We start from the raw sequence: 22,472 nt of genomic DNA on the forward strand, positions 1-22,472 counted from the left end.
AAGTTTGTGTACCTACATTCCCCAGCGCAGCAACAACAGCACCAGCACGACGAGGAACACCGTCTCCCCCACCATCAACAAAATCGGCTTGATGCCCACCGCCGCCAGCTCCTTGAGTTGGGTTTTCATACCCAGGGCGCTGATGGAAACCACCAGGCACCAGCGCGACAACTCGTTGACCGACCCTTGCACCACCGGGGCCACCCAGCCGGTGCTGTTGATACAGGCCAACAACAGAAACCCGACGGCGAACCAAGGTAGCAGCGGAGGTCGTTTGCCTGCCGGGTCGGCGCCCTGCATGCGGGTGATCATGGCGGCACACACGATCACCGGCAGCAACATGGCAACCCGCATCAACTTGACCACCGTGGCCGTATCGCCGGTCTCGGTCGACATGCTGTAACCGGCACCGACCACCTGGGCGACATCGTGAATGGTCGCCCCCAGAAACACGCCCGCCACTTGTGGCGACAACGACAGCCAGTTGGCAATCATCGGATACACGATCATCGCCAGGGTCGACAGCGCCGACACCCCGATCACCGTGAATAACGTCGCGCGTTCTTTCTGCGGATGATTGGGCAATGCCGCCGCCAGCGCCAACGCGGCCGATGCCCCACAAATTGCAGTGGCGCCGCCGGTGAGCATGCCAAACAAACGCTGAAAGCCCAGCGCCTTGGCTGCGATCACTGAAACGCCGATGGTCACTACCACCAGAATCACCACCAGCGCCACAGGCTTCCAGCCCAGCGCAGCCATCTGTTCGAGGGTGATGCGCATGCCCAGCAGCGCCACACCAATGCGCAACACGGTGCGTGCGGTGAACTCAATGCCCGGCTTGCAAACACCGTCACCGGCCAGGAAGTTCAGCGCCATGCCCAGCAACAAAGCGAACAGCATTACCGGCGCGCCGTAGTGCTCGGACAAAAAGGACGCAGCCGCTGCAACGATCAGACTGACGATAAAGCCCGGCGCCAGTTCGCGCGTTCGGCTGTGGATACGGGTGAGAGCGATGGCGCTCATGGCGCGGCCTCCTCGGGAACGATAACGATGAAAGCCTGGCCGTCGATGATCTCAACCGGGTAGTTGGCGACTTTGACTGCGGTGGAATTAAGCAAGTAACCGCTGCGCAAATCGAATCGCAGGCCATGGGCGCAGCACTGAATCACCCACCCCTCAAGGCGCCCGCCACACAGCGAGGCGCCTTGATGGGGGCAACTGTCGTCGACGGCGAACACGTCACCTTCGACGTTGAATAGCGCCAGGCTTTTGTCATCGAATTCGAACAGTGCACGACCGCCCGCCTGCGGGAGCTTTCCGGCAGGCACGGGGATACGTCGGTTCATGCAGGTTGCCGCTCGTGATCACTTTCTTTCAGGGCCTGGTTCATGGCCCCGAGCAGCGCCTGAGCAGGTTGTGCACCGACCATCGTCATGCGACGGTCGAACTGAAAGCCCGGCACCCCACTGGTCGCGCCGGGAAAGCCGTCAAATGGCGTGGCGTCGCCCTTCAGGCAATCGAGCACCACCTGCGCATCAACGCCGCAGGAGCGGGCAATGGCGAGCAAGGTCTCGCGGCACCCCAGGTTTTCGCGTTTGCGGAAATAAGCGGCGAACAGCCGTTCGAGCAACATTTCACGCTGAGTAGCATTGCCCAGTACGCTGACGCGTTCGAACAAACGGTGCGCGTCTGCGGTGTTGGGCATTGTCTCGATGCGGCTGAAGTCGATGGTCAGTCCAACCGCCGCCGCAGCCTGCTGTACCTGGGCCTGGCGCATGGTCATAGCCTCGGCATTGCCCAGGCGTTTGCGGTAGAAATCGGCGAAGGGCTCCCCTTGTACCGGCAACTGAGGCAGCAACTGCACGCCATGCCACACCGTGGTGACCTGCACATCCGGGTGGCGACTGCGAAACTGTACTTGCGCATGCTCCAATTGGCGTTTGCCGATAAGGCACCAGGGGCAGATGAAATCGAAGAACACATCAATACGTAAACGACGACTACTCACAACTTCACCTCTAACACTGCTTTGCTAACCGAATCGTGGACTTGCTCGCCCTTAAGCCGGGCAATGTCCTTGTGGTAATGACACTTGGCATAAAAGAACACGGCCGCAGCCGCGATGCTGACCAGCGGCACCCATTGAAAAGCAGCCTGCAAGCCAATGAGGTCGGAGACCCTGCCGGTAATGAACGGCCCAGGCGCCAGCCCCAGCATGTTGTTGGCCAGGGTCAGCGTGGCGAAGGCCGTGCCGTGGACCGAGTAATGGGTCAGGTTGGCAACCATCGCTCCGCAAGGGCCAGTCGTGCCGGCGGCAATCAACATGCCCAGGCAGATCAGCGCCAGTTGCACAGGCCCTGCCGGCAGGGCAAATGCCGCCGACAACAGCAGGCAACTGCCCAGGCAATAGGCGATGGCCAAAGTGACTTTGCGCTCCGGCGAATGGCGCGACAGTCGATCGCTGAGCATGCCGCACAGGATCATCCCGGCCCCGCTGCACAGCACGATAATGGCCGCGACGCCGCCCGCCTTGTCCGTGGCCATGTCGTAATAGCGATTGAGGTAACTGGGCATCCACACAATCACCGTGCCGCCGACGAACAGTTGCAAGCCACTGCCGATGTAGGCAGCGATCACCGAACGGCTGGAAAACAGCGTACGCAACGGACGCTTGACCGCTGCCACCGCCTTGTTCGCCGCCTGGGCGGCACGTTGCGGCGCAATGCGCGCCTCCTTGACGATGACCGGGTAAAGCACGGCCAGCAGCAGACCGAACAACGCCATGCCGGCAAACGACCAGCGCCAGCCAAGTTTGGCGGCGATTGCACCGCCCAGCGCCATCCCTAATACCGAACCGAACATGCCGCCCGCCATGAAGGCACTGGCCAGCGTTGCACGCAGGTGCTTGGGAAAGACCGAAATGACGACTGCGATGCCGACGCTGCCGTACGCCGCTTCGCCAACGCCGACCATGAATCGTGCAATGAACATCTGCTGATAGTCCTGCGCCACGGCGCAACCCAGCGTCGCCAGACTCCACAGCAAGGCCATCAGCGCCAGGCTCTTGACCCGGCCAAAGCGATCTGCCAGCAATGACAGGGGAAATGTCAGCAGCCCCACCATCAGCGCGACAATGCCACTGAGCAAGCCAAGCTGGCCGTCGCTCAGAGCCCATTCGCCCTTGAGCATCGGGAACACCGCGTTCAAGACCTGGCGCGACATGTAATCGGATATCAACAGCCCGAACGTCAGTGCGAAGACGATCCAGGCATACGGTCGCGCAACACCGACAGCACTGTCGTCATCGTCTGCGGCGATTGGGTGAAAGGCCATGCAGCCTCCTCAAAGCTTTGTTTTATTGTTGTTATCAAGCGTGTTGCAGTGCAGCGAGCGGGAGGCCTGACCGCCCGCTGCGTCTGCCGATCAGCCGCGTTGCGGCACACCTTTCTGCCCAGCCTTGCGGTTGGGGGCCATGCCGTTGGCCAACAGCGTTTCTTCGATGCTCTGGTACTGCACGCCGATGCGGTAGATCTCACGGGCTTCTTTGCCGGTGGCGATTTCGCGACCCAGTTCATGGGCGATACGCACGGTCTGCCTGATCTGCGCAACTGAGCCGAAACGATCGCCCTTGTGATCAATGATAGTGTCTTCATTGCCCACTCGCGGGTGCAGACCCATGGCCATCGACATGGTGTTGAACGGCATGACGTTCTTGAGCAGCGACTCGGAGGTCAGGGTGCAACCGTCCGGCGCGCGGTGGATGAAGTTGAAGAAGTTGAACGGATTGGGACCGTCGAAACCGCCGCCAATGCCGATCCAGGTCAGGTTCAACGGACCCATGTAGACGCCCCTGCGCACCAGACGCTCGAGGGTTTCCATCGCGTGCATGCCGGTCAGCTGGAAGTGCGGCTGGATGCCGTTGTCCATCAGACGCTTGAGGTGTTCGGCGACCCAGGCCGGACCTGCCGGAACGGTCATTTCGCTGTAGGCGGCCTGAAACAGGGGATTGGCCAGGGACGTGCCTTCCAGGTATTGCGGATACAGCAACTCCATGATGTTCATCTGGGTGGTGTTGATAGCCACCGTGACCTGATCCGGTTTTGGCGTCAGCTCGGCCAGCATGTGTCGCGTATCGTCAGACAACCACTTGGCGGCTTCGCCATCGCTTTCCGGCGCGAAGGAAATCGAACCACCGACCTGGATGATCATGTCCGGCACGGCTTCACGCACACCGGCGATCAATTCGTTGAATTTGGACAGGCGCTTGGAACCCTTGCCGTCCAGCTCGCGCACGTGCAAGTGCAAGACGGTGGCCCCGGCCTCATAACATTCGACCGCTTTTTGCACCTGTTCATCCATGGTCAGCGGGATGTCTTCGGGGAAGTCTTCCGGCATCCATTCCGGGCCGTACGGGGCCACGGTGATGACCACCTTTTCCATGTTTTCCGGGTGCAGGGAATCGTCAAAAAATTGCATGAGTTACTCCTGTTCTTATGATTGTCGCGCCCACCCGGGATCGTGCCGGGCAGACGCGTTTACGAGTGCGAATGCAGAAGGGGTCGATCAGTAGGTCTTGTCGCCGATGATTCCGGCACGCTCCATCTTGCGATGGCACGGCGGATAATCCATGACGGCGTAGTGCTGGGTGCTGCGGTTGTCCCAGATGGCGATGCTGTTGGGCTTCCAGCGCCAGCGCACCTGATACTCGGGGATGAAGGCCTGGCTGATCAGGTAGCGCAGCAACTCGCTCGCGCCAGGGTTGGCGTCCTGGCCGAAGCGCACCCGCTCGGGGGTGTGGTAGTTGCTCAAGTGCGTCGTGAAGGCGTTGACGAACAGCACCTTTTCCCCGGTTTCCGGGTGGGTGCGAACCACCGGGTGTTCGGCATCGGGATACATCGCCTTGAGCGCCAGACGCTTTTCGATTGGCATGGCAGCACCGAAACTCGCTTCGATGCTGTGGCGGGCGCGCAGGTCGGCAATTTTCACCTTCACGTCCTCCGGCAAACGCGCGTAAGCCTCGACCATGTTGGCCCACATGGTGTCGCCGCCCACCGGCGGGCACTCTACGCAGCGCAACACGCAGCCCATCGGCGGCGCCTCGCGCCAGGTCGCGTCGGTATGCCAGGCGTTTTCGTAGCGGTCCATCGGCTGGTCCGGATTCTTGTAGATGCGCACCAGCCCGGGATGATCCGGATCGCTGCCGGCCACCGGATGGTCCTCCAACTCACCGAAGCGGCGGGCGAAGGCCACGTGCTCGGCGCGAGTGATGTCCTGATCACGCAGGAACACCACCCGATGCTTGAGCAACTGAGCACGAATCTCGCAAAAAAGACCGTCGTCATGGACCGCGTCGGCAAGATTGACGCCGATCAGTTCGGCGCCAATGCTGCAGGTCAATTGTTCGACTTTCATGGCAGATCGCTCCTTAGATGACGAAAATCGACGAGCCCGTCGTTTTGCGTGACTCAAGGTCGCGATGGGCCTGTACGGCGTCCTCCAACGCATAATGCTGGTTGATCTCGATCTTGATCCGACCACTGCCGACGTGGTCGAACAGCTCGCCGGCCAGGGCAGCTTTCTCTGCCGGATCGGCGATGTAGTCGGCCAGCGCCGGACGGGTCAGGAACAGTGAGCCCTTCATCGCCAGCATCACCGGGTCGAAAGCCGGAATCGGACCGGATGCGGTGCCAACGCAGACCATCAGTCCCCGACGCTTGAGCGAATCCAGTGATCCCATGAAGGTGTTTTTGCCAACGCTGTCGAACACCACGTTGACTCCCACGCCGGCAGTCAGCTCGCGCACGCGCTGGGCGACATTTTCGTGGCTGTAATTGATGACATGGTCGCAACCATGGGCCAGGGCAATTTCACCCTTGACCTCGGTGGACACAGTGCCGATGACGGTCAGGCCGAGCAGCTTGGCCCACTGTGAAACGATCAGCCCCACGCCACCGGCAGCGGCGTGCAGCAGAATGCTGTCGCCGGCCTTGAAATCATAAATGCGCCGCATCAGGTACGACGACGTCAGGCCACGCATGGTCATGGCGGCGGCCGTCTCGAAACTGATGGTTTCCGGCAGCTTGATCAGCGGCGCGGCCGCAATCAGTCGCTCGGTACTGTAGGCGCCCAAGGTATTGAGAAATCCGGTGTAGGTGACGCGATCCCCCACCTGAACGTTAGTCACACCCTCGCCGATGGCCTGGACCACACCGGACGCTTCAACCCCCATGCCGTTGGGCATCGGGATCGGGTAAGTGCCATTACGAAAATAGGTGTCGGCATAGTTCAGGCCGACCGCCACATGACGAAGACGGACCTGGCCCGGACCGGGTTCGCCGACATCGACCTCTTTATAACAAAGAACGTCGGGACCACCGGTTTCGTAGAAGCGTACGGCTTTGGCCATTTTTTCTTATTCTCCAGTCTGTGCAGCGTCGATTTACGCTGATTGGACTGTAGGACGCCGCCTGGCCAGCTGCTTTTCATCAGACGACAATGGCTTTTCATTTCATGACAATTGGCCACTGGCGCCCCCCCTTCTTAGGAAACCCGGTCAGCGCCATAGCGCAATTCAATTGACGCGCCACGGCCGGCTGTATGGGCTCTCACACTCAAAACCCGGACACAAAAAACCCCGCACACTGGCGGGGTTCGCAAACAGCAGGTGATTTACCAGGTACCCGTGCCACAAGGATTTTCTTTTGAAGCATAAGGCTTGGTCAATTTGCTGAATCCCAACTTTCAATCGACTTAAGGCTTGGGATGCTCGCTCGATACTGAATTATTGGCATCCACATCGGCCATTTCTTCATCGACAGGCGCCTCGTCGCCCCCTGGCAGCGGAACCTCAGGTTCATTCTCCTTTGAACCATGGCCTGTTTCGTTATCAGTCCCGCCCGTGACACCCTGTTGGGATTTGTTTCCTGGGGCATTTTCATCAATGTCCATGCTGGCTCTCCGTTCTGATGCACGGGATGTCGGTGCATGAACATCAGAGAGAAGCCAAGCCTTGCTAGTGCCGGGCACTGGACGAACGGCAGTGTGAACTCGGATAAAAAAGCAGACCGCCGGCATAACAAGCCCGAAAAGTCATAACCCGACCTTTTCACCTGCGTCTCACGCTATAGAGGCAGAGGTCGACCTTGCACAACGGAGGCTATGCGCAGCGATTCCGGTTGATCGTGATAGCCACCCTGGAGGCGCCCCTGAATCGGTCTTTCAGCACCACATCCTTGAAAAATTTTTCTGCGTGCAACTGATCGAAGTCAAACCCGGTCAACGCACAGCGGATACCATAAAACCTGACCTTAACGCTAAGGATTGAGGGCTCTCCATGGACCTCGTACTTAAGCTATTCAATGGCGGAGCCGGCAGTCTGGCTTCCTACTTGGCAGCCCACGTCCTTCTTTGCCTGTTGCCGGCGTTTTTTATCGCCGGGGCCATGACAGCACTTATTCCTAAAGCCAGCATCACTCACTGGCTAGGTCGACATGCACCTGTTTACGTTTCCTACCCTGCGGCGGCATTAGCCGGGTCACTGATTGCCGTCTGCTCATGCACAATTGTTCCTTTGTTCGCGGGCGTTTACCGCAAAGGAGCAGGTATCGGCCCGGCGATCACCTTCCTGTTTTTTGCTCCCGCAGGAAACATCATGGCCTTGGCCTATACCGGCAATATTCTGGGAGCGGAGTTTGCAATCGCCCGTCTGATCCTCTGCCTGATCTTCGGCATCGGTATTGGCTTGCTGATGGCTACCCTATTCTGGAAAGACGACCTGACCCACGACGCACAGGCGGATGCCCTGTTCGCAGAGAAGGCCAGCGTTTCCGGGCCTGCACTGGGCGTACTGCTATCTTTGGTGGCCTTGCTGATTGCGGGCACCTTGAAACTGTGGCCCCTGACCGCAGATCTGATCAGTTTCAAAGTCCCGCTTTTCTGGCCCCAGGCGTGGCAGGACACCTTGTTTGACTGGGTTCCATACGACGCCAGTAAAGGAGAAGAAGGCGTGAGCTTCCAAGGGTCTGTTCTCATCGCCCTACTCCTGATGATTGCCGCCACGGCCAAACGTGGTCTGGATAACATCACTGAAGGTGCCAACAACTGGACATGGGTTGCGCTGGGTCTGACCGCTAGTACCTTGCTGATCGCGTCAATGCGACTGACGCCAGAACCTGGCACATTAGCCTTTACCTTCACGGGTCGTGTATTCGGTGTCGCATTGACCATGCTGTCTGTTGGGTACTTTGCCCGAAAACTGCCAGCCGAAGACTGGCAAGGCTGGCTATGGGAAGCCTGGCGCTTCGTCAAGCAGATATTTGTTGTGCTGGTGGTGGGTGTATTCATTGTCGGCATGGTTCGCCAGGTGATTCAACCCGAGTGGATTGAAAGCCTTGCAGGCAGCAACACAGTGATCGCCAATGCCATAGCGGTAGGGTTCGGCGTGTTCATGTACTTCCCAACCCTGGTAGAAGTGCCCGTCGCCCGCATGTTCCTTGATCTCGGCATGCATCCTGGTCCGCTCTTGGCCTACTTGATGGCGGATCCTGAACTTAGCTTGCAGAGCATGCTCATGGTGGCGGCGGTGATTGGTCGCAAGAAGACCGCAGCCTATGTTGGGTTAGTCGCTTCGTTCAGCATCGTGGCAGGCCTGCTATTTGGTGCCTGGGTCGACGGCACCGGCTGGCTTACCCTTGGTGCAGGAATGGCGGCCTCACTGGCCATAACCGCTGCAATTTACCAGTTGATACGTTATCAGCGTAAACAAACAGCAAGCTGACTTACACACTAAGGAGCTTCCAATGCTGAACATCAAAATCCTCGGTTCAGGGTGCGCCAACTGCAAGAAGCTTGAGGCTGTAGCCCGTCAAGCCACGCAGAATCTAAATATCCAGGCCGAATTCGAAAAGATCACCGACATGGGCAAGATGATGACTTATGACATCCTCGCCACGCCGGCTCTGGTGATCAACGAGAAGGTTGTAAGCAGCGGGAAGATTCCGACTGTTGCGGATATCCAGGGCTGGATTTCGACTGCGCAATGATGCGCTGAAGGAGGATATCCCTCATCCCCCTGGTTATTGCGCCACTCACCTGTAAATCATGTCCCTTCAATCGTCTTGTCCATACCGGACGGACGCTTGGAGGGTGTCTCGCCTTTATCACAAGCGCTCAATGCGAACGCTGCAATCACCACGAAAGACAGTGCGGGGATGTGGATAAATTGCCCATGGCGTACCTCCGACAGCTGCTGATTCAGGCTCTACCCGCCCCCCAAACGCACATAGCGCGAAGAGGCTCATCGGCCTGACAGTTTCATATCGCCTCGGCATGCCTCGGCAGCCCGATAGAAATCAGTGCTGCGAGCAGAACGAATGCGCTCGATATCCACAAGCACGCTTGCAGCCCATACACCTGATAAACCCACCCGGACAGTACTGTACCTATCAGCCTTCCCATCGCATTCGACATGTAATAAAACCCCACATCCAGCGACACGCCATCTTCCTTGGCATAGGACACGATCAAGTAGCTGTGCAGCGACGAATTCACCGCGAACAGCGCACCAAAGACCATCAATCCGCCGAGTAGCATCATCTGCTGCGACAAAGCCGTGTTAAGCCCGAGAGCAATTGCCGCAGGCAAGCCTGCCAGTGCAAGGGCCCACAGAAATGCCGCACGACCATCCGGTACGTGGCCGCGTTTCTTGCCAGTGATGTTGGGCGCAAACGACTGCACGATGCCGTAGCCGATCACCCACGCCGCAAGGAAGCCACCCACCTTCCAGAAGTCCCAGCCGAACACGCTGCTCAGGTACACCGGCAAGGCCACCACAAACCAGACGTCACGGGCTCCGAACAAGAACATCCGCGCCGCCGAGAGGATATTGATCGCCCGACTCTTGGACAGGATGTCGCGAAACTTGGGTTTGGCTTTCGCTTTGCCCAAGTCCTTCTTCAGCAGTATCAAGCTGCTGATCCAGATCAGCGCCAGAACACCCGCCATGGCCAGCAATGCACCTTTGAAGCCGATCAGTGCCAGCAAGGCTCCGCCGAGAAAGAAGCCGACCCCCTTGAGTGCGTTCTTCGAGCCGGTGAGGATTGCCACCCACTTGTAGAGCTTTCCCTGTTGCCCATCCGGAACAAGAAGCTTGATGGAGCTTTTGGCACTCATCTTGTTCAGGTCTTTGGCAATCCCCGACAGCGCCTGTGCGCCCATCACCCATGGGATGGTTAGCCAAGCGACAGGAACCGTCAGCATCAACAGCGCCACGACTTGGATACCCAGGCCGATATTCATGGTTCGATTCAGTCCCAGCCGGGCGCCGAGGTAGCCACCCACCAGGTTGGTGATCACGCCAAAGATTTCGTAGAACAGAAACAACGCCGCGATTTGCAGTGGGCTGTAGCCCAACGCGTGAAAGTGCAACACCACCAACATGCGCAAGGCACCGTCGGTGAGGGTGAAGGCCCAATAGTTGCCCGTGACGAGCAAGTACTGCCGCACTTCCGGAGCGAGGGCTGACAACGCTTTCATGACCGCTCCTTAGTCCGCCAGACTGACCAGTCTGGCCAGTTCGACGGCGCGATTGGCATAGCCCCATTCGTTGTCGTACCAGGCATAGATCTTCACTTGAGTACCATTGATCACCATCGTCGACAGTGCATCGATGATCGATGAACGCGGGTCGGTGCGGTAGTCGATGGACACCAACGGACGCTCCTCAAAACCGAGGATGTCTTTCAGCTCGTTCTCGGAGGCGTCCTTGAGGAGTTGATTCACCTCCTCAACAGTGGTGGCACGCTCGACTTCAAAGACGCAGTCGGTCAGCGACGCGTTGGCCAGCGGCACACGAACGGCATGACCATTCAGGCGTCCGCGCAGTTCGGGGAAGATTTCGGCAATGGCGGTGGCCGAGCCGGTACTGGTTGGAATCAGGCTCATGCCCGAAGCACGCGCACGACGCAGATCCTTGTGCGGTTGATCGAGAATGCTTTGGGTGTTCGTCAGGTCGTGGATAGTGGTGATCGAGCCATGACGAATGCCCAGTTTCTCGTGGATGACTTTCACCACGGGTGCCAGACAGTTGGTGGTGCACGAAGCGGCGGTAACGATGCGATGTTCAGCCGGTTTGAACAACTGATGGTTGACGCCCATGACGACGTTCAACGCCCCTTTTTCCTTCACCGGAGCGCAAACCACCACACGCTTGACGCCCTGATCCAGGTAGGCTTGCAACACCGCCACGGTTTTCATCTTGCCGCTGGCCTCGATCACCAGATCGCAACCCGACCAGTCGGTGTCGGCAATCGCTTTGTTAGCTGTCACCTTGATGCGCTTGCCGCCAATCACCACCTGATCGCCTTCCGCGCTGGCTTCGTGGTGCCAACGACCATGCACCGAGTCGAAGTTCAGCAAGTGTGCATGCGTCGCCGCGTCACCCGCTGGATCGTTGATCTGCACGAATTCGAATTCTGGCCAGCCCCAGGCTGCTCGCAGCGCGAGGCGACCGATCCGACCGAAACCATTGATGCCAACTTTGATAGTCATGTTGTTGTGCTCTGTATCTGTTGTCAGTGGGAGTTCGACTGAGTGTCGAACTGGCCGATGTATTCGATATGGGCAGGATGTTGAATGGCGCGTGGACGCAACGACTGAACATCGCGGATGGCATCGCTGAATGGCACATCGCTCTCGATCAACAGTTGAGCGGCGACCAAACCGGTACGACCCGATCCGCCCTTGCAATGGATGGCGATGGTGTCCCCTTCGGTCAGCCGCTGCGGGGTGAAGATCAATTGGCCATTGAACTGTGCCAAGGGAAGTACCGAATAAGGGTGGTGTTGCACGGTGAAAAATCCTCAGATGGAGCGCTGATTGACACGTTTCATGAGTTCTTCCGCCGACTCTTTGCGCTCGGAATAACGATCAACCAGATAGTCCTGACGGTCGCGAAGCAGCAGCGTGAATTTCACCAACTCTTCCATCACATCCACGATGCGGTCGTAGAACGGAGAAGGTTTCATCCGGCCGTTATCGTCGAACTCCATATAGGCCTTTGGCACGGAGGATTGGTTGGGGATGGTGAACATGCGCATCCAACGTCCCAGCACTCGCAGCTGATTGACCACGTTGAACGACTGCGAGCCACCACACACCTGCATGACGGCGAGGGTTTTGCCCTGGGTCGGGCGTACCGCACCCATTGCGAGTGGCACCCAGTCGATCTGCGCCTTGAAGACCGCGCTCATGGAACCGTGACGCTCCGGGGAACACCAGACCTGCCCTTCCGACCACAACATCAGCTCGCGTAACTCCTTCACGCGCGGATGGTTGTCGGGGGCGTCATCTGGCAGCGGCAAACCGGACGGATTGAAAATCCGCGCCTCGGCGCCGAAGTGCTCCAGCAGTCGAGCGGCCTCCTCGACCATCAGGCGACTGAAGGAGCGCTCACGGGTCGATCCGTACAGCAGCAAAATGCGCGGCTTGTGGATGGAGGTCTTCTCGATGCCCAGCTTGTCAGCCGACGGAAGATCAACCAGGTCGGTATCGAGTTGGGGGATGTCGTCTTCAAACATAGTCTTTGTCCTGCGCAACAGCGCTCTTGGAGTCATCGAACCAACGGCCCTTCAACCAGATATCGGCCCAGGAAGGAAAGGCGATTTTTACTCATGGTCATTGTTCCTGTGGTTACAGCCTGCCAATCAGGGCCAGTTCTGCCTTGAGCTGTTCGGCACTCAGTCGGGCAAGCGGTAAAGCCAAGAAAGCTTCAATACGGGTTTGGATCTGCTCCAAGGTGGCTTCAAAAGCCGCATCGATCTCTTCTTGCGTCCCGTGGTATTCCGAAGGGTCAGCCAGCCCCCAGTGGGCTTTGGTGGCGGGTCCAAAAAATACCGGGCAAGCTTCACCAGCTGCCTTGTCGCACACCGTGATGACGAAATCAGGTGCCAAATTCACATGGACATCGCTGGACTTACTGAACAGCCCGAGCGTCGACATACCAGCGTTTTCCAAAGTTTTGAGACTCAGCGGATGCACGTCGCCTTTGGGTTGACTGCCCGCGCTGTAGGCTTTCATGCCTTGCGGTGCCAAGTGATTGAAAACCGCCTCACAAAGGATGCTGCGACAGCTATTGGCCGTGCAGAGGAACAGGATTTTCATCGAGTGATCTCATAGTCGAAGACGGAATCAGGCGATTTTGCTTTCACAGCACACGGCTGCCCGTTCAGGACGGTCACCCATTTCATCAAGGCGTTTGGCATCAGGGCTCAACCAGTGTTTGTTGCTTTCCAGCACGGTGGTCAGCACTTGATGAACCCAATCAGGGAGATTCGGGTGCAGTCGGTAATACACCCATTGGCCTTGCCGACGGTCCGACAACAGGCCGCAAGTACGCAGTTGCGCCAGGTGCCTGGAGATTTTTGGCTGACTCTCGTTCAACGCGCAGGTCAGCTCGCAAACACAAAGCTCTCCTTCACGGGTGATGAGCATCATCGTGCGGACCCGAGTGTCGTCAGCAAGGCATTTGAAAACAGTGGTCGGTGTCAGATGGTCAGCCATATCGTTTTCTCAGTGCTTGTTTTTGACCAAGACGAACATCTTGATGCGCTCATGAATTTCGTGAAGGGTGTGACGGAAGGCATCGGGTTTGGTGCTGGTGACCGGGTCTTCAAAACTCCAGGCCAATGCCTCACCCGCTCCAGGTAAAGACCGGCATTGCGCAGCGGCTTTATCACACAAGGTGATGACGTAATCGAAACGCTCACCACGAAACTCGTCTATCGACTTGCTACGTAATCCTTCGGTGCTCACACCGATGTGTGAAAGCGCCTCGAAGGTGCGCGGATCTACCTGAGTTGGAGTTGTGCCGGCGCTGAACGCCTCGAAATGCTCCGAATCGGTATGCCTCAGCAACGCTTGGGCCAACTGGGAGCGTGCAGCGTTGGCAGTACAGACAAACAGAACACGGGCTTTGCTGGTCATTGTGAAGCCTCAGCTCATATGCGGTTTGACGAATATATGTTTTCCCGTATGTAAGGTAAAGAGCCAACGAACATTAATCCATCAAAACGATTGGACGCCGCCGAGCACCTTCAATGAAAGCTTTGTATCAAGGCGCTAGCCAGCCTTCCGTGCCTCTTAAAATATCTGCGACGATGTATATATGGTTTCTGTAATAAATCTGTCACTCACGCAGAAATTGGTCGCCCTTGGCTCAAGGACTACCTGGATGTGCAAAAGAAAAAAAAGGTCGCCCCTATGCCGCCCCGGTCATCGAGGGCGGGTCAGGTTGCTGCGCACTGGGCTTTGCAACAAACCGGCGAGGTACGCTTTGAGTTGCGGGATCAAGTGCTATACGCAACTCGGCGAGCAGGCTCATGTCAGGTCGGATTCCAGTCGCCACAATGATTGTGGTCCACAGGTGGAAGTATCTGGCCTCCCGCCTTCACAACCAACCCTTGATCTATCCTTCTGGCATCAGATCCGGATCAAAAAACAGATCAGCATCTCCAGCAAAAAAGTATCTTGGAGGACGGCTCGATGGAACGATGGCGACCAAAGGATCTCGGTCTACCCGTTGGATAAACCTCATATCTAATGCTGCCGCTTCCGACTGCGAAACTATCTCGTCACCCAGTGAATCTATGCTCACCGCCCCAGCAAAAACGCTGTTAACACCCAAGCGACTTAGCGCTCGTGCAACGTTCCAGGGAGCACCGCCTGGGTAGCCTTTCCACTGTCCAGGAGTGCCTTGGACAAGGTCGGTCAGGGCTTCGCCAAATACTACTGCGCGAGGCAATACCATCGTCATTTCCTCATTTTTTCGTAGGGATAACTGCTGGCTGATCAGTTTTGACCGGTAATCAATTACTCAATACGCTTGGTGAAAAGCAGGGATCGATGAGCTGAAGGCGTGTTGGCCGACGCGTTCAAACATTAAAACCAGGTTTCCATTTGTATCCCGTATTGCCACACACCTCCGGCGTTGAAGTCCGTCTTGCCGAAGGAGTCTGAGGTACTGTATCTGTCCAGATCCGAAGACCAATTCATGAAGCTCGCGAACACACGCAGTTCGGGACGAGTGAGCAGGTCTCCAACGTCAGGTTTGAATGTCGGCGCGATCGTGAATTTCCAGAAGTTACCGTCGACCGCATTACGTTGTAGATAGCCCTTCGGGTCGAGGTTCATGGTTTGCCAGCTCATTTCGTAGGCCATCTCGAAATTGCTGTTGATTGCATTGGCCAAACGCATGTTCAGGGTCATCCAACGGTAATTGTCACCTTTAACGTATCTATCCTTGCTCTGTTCGACCAACAAGCTGGGGCCGATGCGCCAACCAGGCGCTATGGGTGTCTCGCCGTAAAGTGCCAGGCGCAGAGCGCGGGCATCGTCAATCAATTCACCATCCGAGCCGACGTTCTTGACCTCTGCCCCCAGACCTTGCCCATAGAGCAGTGCCGTTTTGAAGAAGCCTTCTCGGCCGAAAAAGTTTTTCTGGTGATTCGCCAGCATGCTGTGCAACCCGGAATCTGCTGGTGTCAGCCCCGCTTCATTACTGCGGGTGCCAATGTCGTTTTTCCTGGAGCCAATGGCATTGAACATCCACTGCCACTGACCATTATCGAAGAACTGGTTGGAGGTCAGAATGTAGCTTTCCACGTCTGCGTTGATGCCGCCTTCACTGAAATCCCCGTAGTTACGCCCGACCAAGGAGTAATTCGAGCGCCAACTCTTGTTCATCTGCACATCGTAGATTCCCCCCCCGGTACCAGCCAGATAGACAACGTCCGAGTCCAGCCAGTGGATATCGAAGTTATCTCGATCAAATCGCTTACCTGCCCACAAGGTCGCGTTCTCGAACACTGAATTACCCTTGAATGCAGCGAGATGGTCGAGCTCTGTAAATACCTGACGCACGTTCAGGTTGCTTTCGTCGGCCGTCCAGTCATTGGAGCTTTCCACTCCATCGGCGATGGAAACCGTGAATTTGGAACGGGTGCCGTTCTGCGCATAGGCCTCTTTCGACAGGTCGATGCGCATGTAGGTGTCGTCTTCATTGCCGAGTCGCCCGACGGCGCCACCGACTGAACCGGCCGGGGTTGTATAAGGGCCGCCACGACCACCACCTAGCCCATCGTTGATCAGCAATCCGGAACGGGCATAACCCTTAAAGCTGAAACCGTCCGTGAGGTGGCCGCTGCTGCCCTGCTTTTCCATGCTTTGCTGACGGGCTTCCAGTTTTGCCAGCCGGGTGTCCAACCCAGGCGCCTCAATGGCTGTCGCAGTGGACGCAACAGGCTGCGCGGCGGGAGTGGCGAGTTTGATCTGCTGCAATTCCCTGGCGAGTGCCTGGGTCTGTTGTTCAGCTGCGGCTGCGCGCTTTTCCGCTGCGCTGGCACGGACTTCAAACGCGGCCATGCGTTCTTCCAGAGTCGCGGCCTGAGAGGTCGCCGCCGAGGTGCCGAGCACACCTGCGAGTAGCCAGCTTGATGCTTTCTGCATGTGGATTCCCTGTTTTGTTTTTATTGTGTAATTCCCGCGACCATCCATTTTTCGTGAGTTGTAAATTGTGGTAATCGACGAAAAAATGGATGCTTCATCGCAAATACGCTGCTACATTTGGCGATGTTAACGTTAACTTTTCTAAAAACAAAAATAAAGGGTGCTCAATGAAACATCTGAAATCTCTCCTTCCAGCAGCACTAACCACCCTCTGTGCCGGACTTCCATCCGTCTCGAGCGCAGCCGATTTGACGATTTCGTGCGGTGCAGTGGGGGCCGAATTACAACTGTGCAAGGAGGCTGTCGAGGCGTGGTCGAAACAGACCGGCAACAACGTCGAGGTGGTTTCCACGCCTAACTCGGCAACCGAGAGGTTGTCGTTCTACCAACAGATCCTCAGTGCTCAGTCCACCGACATCGACATCATTCAAATCGATATGGTGTGGCCAGGGATGCTGGCCAAACATCTGATGGATCTGCGCGAGGTGCTGCCCGCCAACGCGACTCAAGGTTACTTCCAGACACAGGTGGATAACGCCACGGTGAATGGACGACTGGTGACGATGCCGTGGTTCACCGACTCGGGCCTGCTGTATTACCGCAAGGACTTGCTTGAGAAGTACGCCAAGCAGGTTCCCCAGACCTGGGAGGAAATGACCGCTACCGCCAGGGATGTTCAACAAGCAGAGCGCACTGCCGGGAACCCCAATGCATGGGGTTACATCTTTCAGGGACGCGCTTACGAGGGGCTGACGTGTAATGCGCTGGAGTGGATCAGCAGCCAACCGGAAGGCGGACTGGTCAATCCAGCAGGAGATATCGTGGTCAACAGTCAGGCCTCGAGAACTGCTTTGACCCTGGCGAAAAGCTGGGTAGGAGACATCTCCCCGCGTGGCGTCCTCAACTACACCGAGGAAGAAGGACGAGGCGTATTCCAGTCGGGAAATGCGTTGTTCATGCGTAACTGGCCTTATGTCTGGGCCTTGGTACAAAGCCAGGATAGTGCCGTAAAAGATAAAGTCGGCGTCGCTCCCCTGCCCCGAGGCGGCATGACCGGCACCCATGCCTCCACCCTCGGTGGCTGGGGCCTGGCGGTATCGCGTTACAGCGCCCATCCAAAACTTGCCGCAGAACTGGTGACCTACCTGACCAGTGCCCGGCAGCAAAAACATCGAGCTTTAGTAGGCGGCTATAACCCGGTTATCGAGTCGCTTTATCAAGACCCCGAGCTGCTCGCGGCCATGCCTTATTACAGTCAACTCCTCAGTATTCTCAACGAAGGGGTCATGCGCCCCGCCTCAATAACAGCCGAGCGCTATCCACGGGTCTCCAACGCGTTCTTCGATCGAGTGCATGGCGTGCTGGCAGGCGAGTTGCCGGTCGATCAGGCGCTGGCCGAACTGGAAAGCGAACTCACGCGCATCAAACGCCGGAACTGGTAAGCCACAAGGAAGGAATTCACCATGTCTGTCTCTATTACCCATGCCCCCTGTGACGAGTTCCTGGTCACCAGGGAAACGCCTGTACAGCGTCGCCGAGTACGCGCCGCCTGGCTGTTTCTGACACCGATGTTGATGTGTCTGGCCCTCGTGGCCGCCTGGCCGCTACTGCGTACATTCTGGTTCAGCCTGACTGACGCCACCCTGACTGACACCCGTGGTGGATCCTTCGTAGGCTTGAGCAATTATCTGTTCCACAACGGTTCCAACTGGTCGGGCATCCTGGTCGATCCACAATGGTGGAACGCTGTGCGCAACACGTTGCATTTCACTGTGGTGTCGGTGGGACTGGAAGTCGTACTAGGGCTACTGGTGGCGTTGCTGTTGAACATCAAGTTCACCGGCCGTTCTTTGGTGCGTGCGTTGATTCTGATTCCGTGGGCGATTCCTACCATTGTCTCGGCGAAGATCTGGTCATGGATGCTCAACGACCAGTTCGGCATCATCAATCACCTGATGCTAAGTATCGGCCTGATTGACGCTCCCCTGGCCTGGACAGCAGACGCGGATCTGTCGATGTGGGCGGTGATCATCGTCGACGTCTGGAAGACCGTCCCTTTTGTCACGCTGCTGATGCTGGCGGCCTTGCAGATGTTGCCGAGCGATTGCTACGAAGCCGCCAGGGTCGATGGCATTCATCCGCTGAAGGTATTCTGGCGTGTCACGCTTCCCCTGCTGATGCCCGCACTGCTGGTGGCGGCGATCTTCCGCATCCTCGACTCGCTGCGGGTTTTCGACGTCATCTATGTGCTGACCTCGAACTCATCGAGCACCATGAGCATGTCGGTCTATGCCCGCCAGCACCTGGTGGAGTTCCAGGATGTTGGCTATGGCAGCGCGGCCTCGACTCTGTTGTTTCTGGTCGTTGCGGTAATCGCCATGCTTTATCTCTACCTCGGACGCCGTCAACTGGAGGTTCGGTCATGAGCCAGCGCCTACTGAAAAAAGCGCTGTGGCGCCTCGGGTTCTGGTGTCTGATCGGGGTGTTGCTGCTGTATGCGGTCTTCCCTTTCTACTACGCCATCGTGACTTCGCTAAAGCCGTCCAGTGCCTTGTTCAAGGTGAGCTACTGGATCGAAAACCCCGACTTTTCCAATTACGCGGCGGTACTCCATCAAGCCTCATTCCTGCGGGCTATCGGTAACTCGCTGCTGGTTGCGCTGTGCGTGGTGACGCTGGCGCTGTTTCTCAGCCTGACCGCCGCCTATGCCTTGGGAAGGGTGAAATTCCGTGGACGTGGCACGGTATTGATGATGGTTCTCGGCGTGTCGATGTTTCCCCAAGTCGCTGTACTGTCGGGGCTGTTCGAAGTGATCCGCGCCCTGGGTCTGTACAACACGTCTTTGGCGTTGATCCTGAGCTACACGATTTTCACCCTGCCCTTCACCGTGTGGGTGCTGACCACGTTCATGGGGCAACTGCCCCATGAACTGGAGGAAGCAGCAATCATGGATGGCGCTTCGCCCTGGGTCACGCTGACCCGCGTGTTGTTGCCGCTGCTCTGGCCTGCACTGGTCACCACTGGCCTGTTGGCCTTTATCGCAGCCTGGAACGAGTTCCTGTTTGCCTTGACCTTCACCCTCACAGACACGCAACGCACAGTACCGGTCGCCATCGCCTTGATTTCCGGCGGTAGCCCCCATGAGTTGCCTTGGGGGCTGTTGATGGCCGCCTCGGTGCTGGTCACCGTCCCACTGGTGATTCTGGTGCTGATCTTCCAGCGCCGAATCGTTTCCGGTCTCACTACCGGCGCGTTAAAGGGTTGATGCCCAACACGTACAAGGAACAGCATCGTGATCAAATTGAAACTGGACAACGTGAACAAACAATTGGGCGGCGTGCGGATTCTTCGCGACGTTAGCCTGGAGATTGCTGCGGGTGAATTCGTGGTGTTCGTTGGCCCTTCTGGCTGCGGAAAGTCGACCCTGCTGCGACTGATTGCCGGACTGGATTCGATCTGCGGCGGCGACCTGCTGATCGACGGGCTACGGGTCAACGACCTGGAACCGCGCGAGCGTGGCGTCGGTATGGTGTTTCAGTCTTATGCGCTGTACCCGCACATGAGCGTCTACGACAACATCAGCTTTGGTCTCAAACTGGCCAAGACTGAAAAGAGCAGCCTGCGCGAGCGCGTGCTGAAAACAGCGCAAATCCTTCAGTTGGACAAACTGCTGCAACGCAAGCCAAAAGAACTGTCTGGAGGGCAGCGTCAGCGAGTGGCAATGGGCAGAGCCATGGCGCGCGAGCCGGACATTTTGTTGTTCGATGAGCCGCTCTCCAATCTGGATGCATCCTTGCGGGTGCAGATGCGCAACGAAATCGCCCGGCTGCATGATCGACTGGGCTCGACGATGATCTACGTCACTCACGATCAAGTGGAAGCGATGACCCTGGCCGACAAAATTGTTGTGCTCAACGGCGGTCGCGTAGAGCAGGTCGGTTCACCGCGCGAACTCTATGAACGCCCGGCCAGCCGCTTTGTCGCCGGTTTTCTCGGTTCGCCCAGAATGAACTTTCTGACGGCGCGCCTGCATGCCCCGGGCGAAACCAGCCTGGTCGATACTCCCGTTTTGGGTATGACCTCCCTGCCCTTCGACAGCTCGAACCTGGCGGCAGACGCCCCGCTTAGCCTGGGAATTCGCCCGGAACACATGTCGCTCAAGGCGGCGCAGGGAACTGCCGGCATCGTCGTTACCGCGGTCGAATACCTGGGCAGTGAAACCTATGTGCACCTGGATACAGGTCAGGACGAGCCACTGATCTGTCGTTGTGAAGTCAACGCCGGATGGCAGGCAGGCGATCGGGTCGAACTGCAGCTGGACTTCGACAACCTGCACCTGTTCGACGCCGACGGCGCGGCCTTGAGGCGCCACCCACATGTCATTGAAACCCTGCCGGATGACGTCTCTCCACGCTCAGTCCGAGCAGGCGCCCTATGACCTTATCTTTGAATACCATGAGCGATCCAATGTCTTCGTCCCTTGACCTTGCGCAGCGCGCACTGGGAGACAGCCTGTCTCGCGTCATCCAGGATTACCGACCCGGTTATCATATTTCCCCGCCGGCAGGCTGGATGAACGACCCTAATGGGGTAGTGTACTTTCGTGGCGAATATCACGTTTTCTATCAGCACCACCCCTTCGACGCGAAATGGGGCCCGATGTATTGGGGCCACGCCAAGAGTGCCGATCTGGTTCATTGGCAGCACCTGCCCATTGCGCTGGCACCCGGTGATGACTTCGACCGTGACGGATGTTTTTCCGGTAGCGCAGTGGTGTGTGGAGACACCTTGGCACTGATCTACACCGGACACACCTGGCTGGGGGAAGTGGGTGACGAACGCTTGATCCGACAAGTCCAGTGCCTGGCCACCAGCATCGACGGCATCCGGTTCGTCAAGCATGGCGCAGTCATCGAGACCGCGCCGCAAGACACTATCATGCACTTTCGTGACCCCAAGGTATGGAAGGAGGATGACTATTGGTACCTCATTGTCGGCGCACGTCTGGGCGATATGCCGCTGCTTCCGCTGTACCGTTCCACGGATCTGCATACTTGGGAGTTCCTTGATTATGTGTCCAGCGGCAGCGAGGGCGATGGCTATATGTGGGAGTGCCCGGATCTGTTTCGACTGAACGGACGCGATGTGCTGCTGTACTCCCCCCAAGGCATGCTACCCCATGGTTACGAACGGCTTAACAAGTTCCAGACTGGTTACCGAGTGGGCCGACTCGACAACGAGTGGAACTTCACCGGCGGGCCTTTTATCGAGTTGGATAACGGCCACGATTTCTATGCAGCGCAGACGCTATTGGCCGCCGATGGTCGACGCCTCGTGTGGGCGTGGCTCGACATGTGGGAAAGCCCGATGCCGAGCCAGGCCCATCACTGGTGCGGCATGCTCGGATTGCCACGCGAACTTGAACTGTGCGCAGATCGCCTTTTCGTGTATCCGGCACGGGAGCTCACCGCTCTGCGAATGACGCTATTGCCTGGTACGCCGTGGTGGGAGGAGTCGGGAACCCGGTGGGTGCCGGAAGTGAATGGCGATATGCTCGAAATCCATGTGCATCTGGATTTGTTCGGGTGCACCGACGGCCACTTGGGAGTCGCCTTGCGTTGCAGCGACGATGGCCGTGAAGAAACCCTGCTCTACTACGATGCATCACTGAATCGCCTGGTGCTTGACCGCAGCCGCTCGGGTGCGCAAGTCACAGGCCAGCGCAGCGTATCGATAGACCCGATACAAGAGCGACTGGAACTGCGCGTGTTCCTCGATCGCTCGTCCATCGAGGTGTTCGACGAAAACGGACGTTTCAGCCTCAGCAGTCGCCTCTATCCGCGGCCCGACAGTCTGGGCGTGAAGCTGCTAGCAAGCGGGAGTGGCGGGCGTGTCTCGATTCCCAAGGCATGGCCTCTCGACTCGGGATGGCTATGAGCGGCGTCATTCGGGTCGCGAGAAGCGCGGGCCAT

At 57.6% G+C, this 22,472-nt stretch carries 23 protein-coding genes and 1 pseudogene; 7 read left to right on the plus strand and 17 right to left on the minus strand.

What is annotated here, in order from left to right:
• Positions 1-12 precede the first annotated feature (12 nt).
• The 8 genes from JIO00_RS18850 to JIO00_RS18885 all read right to left on the minus strand — a co-directional run bounded on the left by JIO00_RS18850 (position 13) and on the right by JIO00_RS18885 (position 6,948).
• Complete coding sequence (locus JIO00_RS18850; protein WP_077748123.1) at positions 13-1,023, minus strand: YeiH family protein; 1,011 nt, start codon at positions 1,021-1,023, stop codon at positions 13-15.
• Positions 1,020-1,346, minus strand: coding sequence for a Rieske (2Fe-2S) protein (locus JIO00_RS18855; protein ID WP_010455834.1), 327 nt, complete (start codon positions 1,344-1,346; stop codon positions 1,020-1,022). Before JIO00_RS18855 ends, JIO00_RS18850 begins: the two co-directional genes overlap by 4 nt.
• A complete protein-coding gene (locus JIO00_RS18860) occupies positions 1,343-2,008 on the minus strand; it encodes a DsbA family oxidoreductase (RefSeq protein WP_077748122.1) in 666 nt (221 codons plus the stop codon). Before JIO00_RS18860 ends, JIO00_RS18855 begins: the two co-directional genes overlap by 4 nt.
• A complete protein-coding gene (locus JIO00_RS18865) occupies positions 2,005-3,333 on the minus strand; it encodes an MFS transporter (protein WP_077748121.1) in 1,329 nt (442 codons plus the stop codon). Before JIO00_RS18865 ends, JIO00_RS18860 begins: the two co-directional genes overlap by 4 nt.
• Before the next feature lie 90 nt (positions 3,334-3,423).
• The gene (locus tag JIO00_RS18870) at positions 3,424-4,476 is read right to left on the minus strand and encodes a 3-keto-5-aminohexanoate cleavage protein (protein WP_010455839.1); all 1,053 of its coding nucleotides are present in this window, start codon (positions 4,474-4,476) and stop codon (positions 3,424-3,426) included.
• 87 nt (positions 4,477-4,563) lie between these two features.
• A complete protein-coding gene (locus JIO00_RS18875) occupies positions 4,564-5,412 on the minus strand; it encodes a TauD/TfdA dioxygenase family protein (RefSeq protein ID WP_200666611.1) in 849 nt (282 codons plus the stop codon).
• Positions 5,413-5,425: 13 nt separating this feature from the next.
• Positions 5,426-6,406, minus strand: coding sequence for a quinone oxidoreductase family protein (locus JIO00_RS18880; protein ID WP_200666613.1), 981 nt, complete (start codon positions 6,404-6,406; stop codon positions 5,426-5,428).
• 344 nt (positions 6,407-6,750) lie between these two features.
• Positions 6,751-6,948: a hypothetical protein gene (locus tag JIO00_RS18885; protein WP_200666615.1), complete on the minus strand. Its 198-nt coding sequence runs from the start codon at positions 6,946-6,948 to the stop codon at positions 6,751-6,753.
• A gap of 385 nt (positions 6,949-7,333) precedes the next feature.
• On the opposite strand from JIO00_RS18885, the gene JIO00_RS18890 reads away from it, so the two are divergent.
• On the plus strand, positions 7,334-8,776 hold the full coding sequence (locus tag JIO00_RS18890) for a permease (protein WP_042932728.1): 1,443 nt from the start codon (positions 7,334-7,336) through the stop codon (positions 8,774-8,776).
• 22 nt (positions 8,777-8,798) lie between these two features.
• Positions 8,799-9,041, plus strand: coding sequence for a thioredoxin family protein (locus tag JIO00_RS18895; RefSeq protein WP_010455847.1), 243 nt, complete (start codon positions 8,799-8,801; stop codon positions 9,039-9,041).
• Between the two features lie 271 nt (positions 9,042-9,312).
• Here the strand turns inward: JIO00_RS18895 and arsJ are convergent, their stop codons facing one another.
• The 9 genes and pseudogenes from arsJ to JIO00_RS18935 form a co-directional block, all read right to left on the minus strand.
• Complete coding sequence (gene arsJ, locus JIO00_RS18900; RefSeq protein ID WP_145306253.1) at positions 9,313-10,533, minus strand: organoarsenical effux MFS transporter ArsJ; 1,221 nt, start codon at positions 10,531-10,533, stop codon at positions 9,313-9,315.
• Between the two features lie 9 nt (positions 10,534-10,542).
• Entirely contained in the window at positions 10,543-11,547 is a 1,005-nt protein-coding gene (locus tag JIO00_RS18905) for an ArsJ-associated glyceraldehyde-3-phosphate dehydrogenase (protein ID WP_077748114.1), read from the minus strand.
• A 23-nt stretch (positions 11,548-11,570) separates the two neighbouring features.
• Positions 11,571-11,846, minus strand: coding sequence for a protein-tyrosine phosphatase family protein (locus JIO00_RS18910; RefSeq protein ID WP_077748113.1), 276 nt, complete (start codon positions 11,844-11,846; stop codon positions 11,571-11,573).
• A 12-nt stretch (positions 11,847-11,858) separates the two neighbouring features.
• The gene (gene arsH, locus JIO00_RS18915) at positions 11,859-12,575 is read right to left on the minus strand and encodes an arsenical resistance protein ArsH (RefSeq protein WP_010455860.1); all 717 of its coding nucleotides are present in this window, start codon (positions 12,573-12,575) and stop codon (positions 11,859-11,861) included.
• Between the two features lie 112 nt (positions 12,576-12,687).
• Positions 12,688-13,158 carry an arsenate reductase ArsC gene (locus JIO00_RS18920; RefSeq protein WP_200666616.1) on the minus strand — a complete coding sequence of 157 codons (471 nt, stop codon included), beginning with the start codon at positions 13,156-13,158 and terminating at the stop codon, positions 12,688-12,690.
• A 27-nt stretch (positions 13,159-13,185) separates the two neighbouring features.
• Positions 13,186-13,557 carry a metalloregulator ArsR/SmtB family transcription factor gene (locus tag JIO00_RS29875; RefSeq protein WP_010455862.1) on the minus strand — a complete coding sequence of 124 codons (372 nt, stop codon included), beginning with the start codon at positions 13,555-13,557 and terminating at the stop codon, positions 13,186-13,188.
• Between the two features lie 9 nt (positions 13,558-13,566).
• Positions 13,567-13,980: an arsenate reductase ArsC gene (locus JIO00_RS29880; RefSeq protein ID WP_077748111.1), complete on the minus strand. Its 414-nt coding sequence runs from the start codon at positions 13,978-13,980 to the stop codon at positions 13,567-13,569.
• Positions 13,981-14,464: 484 nt separating this feature from the next.
• A pseudogene (locus JIO00_RS18930) lies at positions 14,465-14,803 on the minus strand (PfkB family carbohydrate kinase); the annotation flags it as partial.
• A gap of 131 nt (positions 14,804-14,934) precedes the next feature.
• Positions 14,935-16,500 carry a carbohydrate porin gene (locus tag JIO00_RS18935; protein WP_154501258.1) on the minus strand — a complete coding sequence of 522 codons (1,566 nt, stop codon included), beginning with the start codon at positions 16,498-16,500 and terminating at the stop codon, positions 14,935-14,937.
• A 167-nt stretch (positions 16,501-16,667) separates the two neighbouring features.
• On the opposite strand from JIO00_RS18935, the gene JIO00_RS18940 reads away from it, so the two are divergent.
• The 5 genes from JIO00_RS18940 to JIO00_RS18960 are packed head-to-tail and all read left to right on the plus strand — an operon-like array spanning position 16,668 to position 22,437.
• Positions 16,668-17,942, plus strand: a complete 1,275-nt coding sequence (locus tag JIO00_RS18940; protein WP_200668658.1) for an ABC transporter substrate-binding protein — start codon at positions 16,668-16,670, stop codon at positions 17,940-17,942.
• Positions 17,943-17,963: 21 nt separating this feature from the next.
• Positions 17,964-18,926 (plus strand): carbohydrate ABC transporter permease, encoded by a 963-nt coding sequence (locus JIO00_RS18945; protein ID WP_200666618.1) that lies wholly within the window; start codon positions 17,964-17,966, stop codon positions 18,924-18,926.
• The gene (locus tag JIO00_RS18950; protein WP_077748107.1) at positions 18,923-19,765 is read left to right on the plus strand and encodes a carbohydrate ABC transporter permease; all 843 of its coding nucleotides are present in this window, start codon (positions 18,923-18,925) and stop codon (positions 19,763-19,765) included. Before JIO00_RS18945 ends, JIO00_RS18950 begins: the two co-directional genes overlap by 4 nt.
• Positions 19,766-19,792: 27 nt before the next feature.
• Positions 19,793-20,938 (plus strand): ABC transporter ATP-binding protein, encoded by a 1,146-nt coding sequence (locus JIO00_RS18955; RefSeq protein WP_200666620.1) that lies wholly within the window; start codon positions 19,793-19,795, stop codon positions 20,936-20,938.
• Positions 20,935-22,437, plus strand: a complete 1,503-nt coding sequence (locus JIO00_RS18960; RefSeq protein ID WP_200666621.1) for a glycoside hydrolase family 32 protein — start codon at positions 20,935-20,937, stop codon at positions 22,435-22,437. The genes JIO00_RS18955 and JIO00_RS18960 overlap by 4 nt, the downstream gene beginning before the upstream one ends.
• Positions 22,438-22,472 lie beyond the last annotated feature (35 nt).

Origin of the sequence: Pseudomonas sp. SW-3 (assembly GCF_016615645.1) — a bacterium.
Classification (GTDB): domain Bacteria; phylum Pseudomonadota; class Gammaproteobacteria; order Pseudomonadales; family Pseudomonadaceae; genus Aquipseudomonas; species Aquipseudomonas mandelii.

Coding starts and splice junctions, on each gene's coding strand:
- JIO00_RS18850 (WP_077748123.1), bottom strand. CDS start 1,023: ATGAGCGCCATCGCTCTCACCCGTATCCACAGCCGAACGCGCGAACTG.
- JIO00_RS18855 (WP_010455834.1), bottom strand. CDS start 1,346: ATGAACCGACGTATCCCCGTGCCTGCCGGAAAGCTCCCGCAGGCGGGC.
- JIO00_RS18865 (WP_077748121.1), bottom strand. CDS start 3,333: ATGGCCTTTCACCCAATCGCCGCAGACGATGACGACAGTGCTGTCGGT.
- JIO00_RS18870 (WP_010455839.1), bottom strand. CDS start 4,476: ATGCAATTTTTTGACGATTCCCTGCACCCGGAAAACATGGAAAAGGTG.
- JIO00_RS18875 (WP_200666611.1), bottom strand. CDS start 5,412: ATGAAAGTCGAACAATTGACCTGCAGCATTGGCGCCGAACTGATCGGC.
- JIO00_RS18880 (WP_200666613.1), bottom strand. CDS start 6,406: ATGGCCAAAGCCGTACGCTTCTACGAAACCGGTGGTCCCGACGTTCTT.
- JIO00_RS18885 (WP_200666615.1), bottom strand. CDS start 6,948: ATGGACATTGATGAAAATGCCCCAGGAAACAAATCCCAACAGGGTGTC.
- JIO00_RS18890 (WP_042932728.1), top strand. CDS start 7,334: ATGGACCTCGTACTTAAGCTATTCAATGGCGGAGCCGGCAGTCTGGCT.
- JIO00_RS18895 (WP_010455847.1), top strand. CDS start 8,799: ATGCTGAACATCAAAATCCTCGGTTCAGGGTGCGCCAACTGCAAGAAG.
- arsJ (WP_145306253.1), bottom strand. CDS start 10,533: ATGAAAGCGTTGTCAGCCCTCGCTCCGGAAGTGCGGCAGTACTTGCTC.
- JIO00_RS18905 (WP_077748114.1), bottom strand. CDS start 11,547: ATGACTATCAAAGTTGGCATCAATGGTTTCGGTCGGATCGGTCGCCTC.
- arsH (WP_010455860.1), bottom strand. CDS start 12,575: ATGTTTGAAGACGACATCCCCCAACTCGATACCGACCTGGTTGATCTT.
- JIO00_RS18920 (WP_200666616.1), bottom strand. CDS start 13,158: ATGAAAATCCTGTTCCTCTGCACGGCCAATAGCTGTCGCAGCATCCTT.
- JIO00_RS29875 (WP_010455862.1), bottom strand. CDS start 13,557: ATGGCTGACCATCTGACACCGACCACTGTTTTCAAATGCCTTGCTGAC.
- JIO00_RS29880 (WP_077748111.1), bottom strand. CDS start 13,980: ATGACCAGCAAAGCCCGTGTTCTGTTTGTCTGTACTGCCAACGCTGCA.
- JIO00_RS18935 (WP_154501258.1), bottom strand. CDS start 16,500: ATGCAGAAAGCATCAAGCTGGCTACTCGCAGGTGTGCTCGGCACCTCG.
- JIO00_RS18940 (WP_200668658.1), top strand. CDS start 16,668: ATGAAACATCTGAAATCTCTCCTTCCAGCAGCACTAACCACCCTCTGT.
- JIO00_RS18945 (WP_200666618.1), top strand. CDS start 17,964: ATGTCTGTCTCTATTACCCATGCCCCCTGTGACGAGTTCCTGGTCACC.
- JIO00_RS18950 (WP_077748107.1), top strand. CDS start 18,923: ATGAGCCAGCGCCTACTGAAAAAAGCGCTGTGGCGCCTCGGGTTCTGG.
- JIO00_RS18960 (WP_200666621.1), top strand. CDS start 20,935: ATGACCTTATCTTTGAATACCATGAGCGATCCAATGTCTTCGTCCCTT.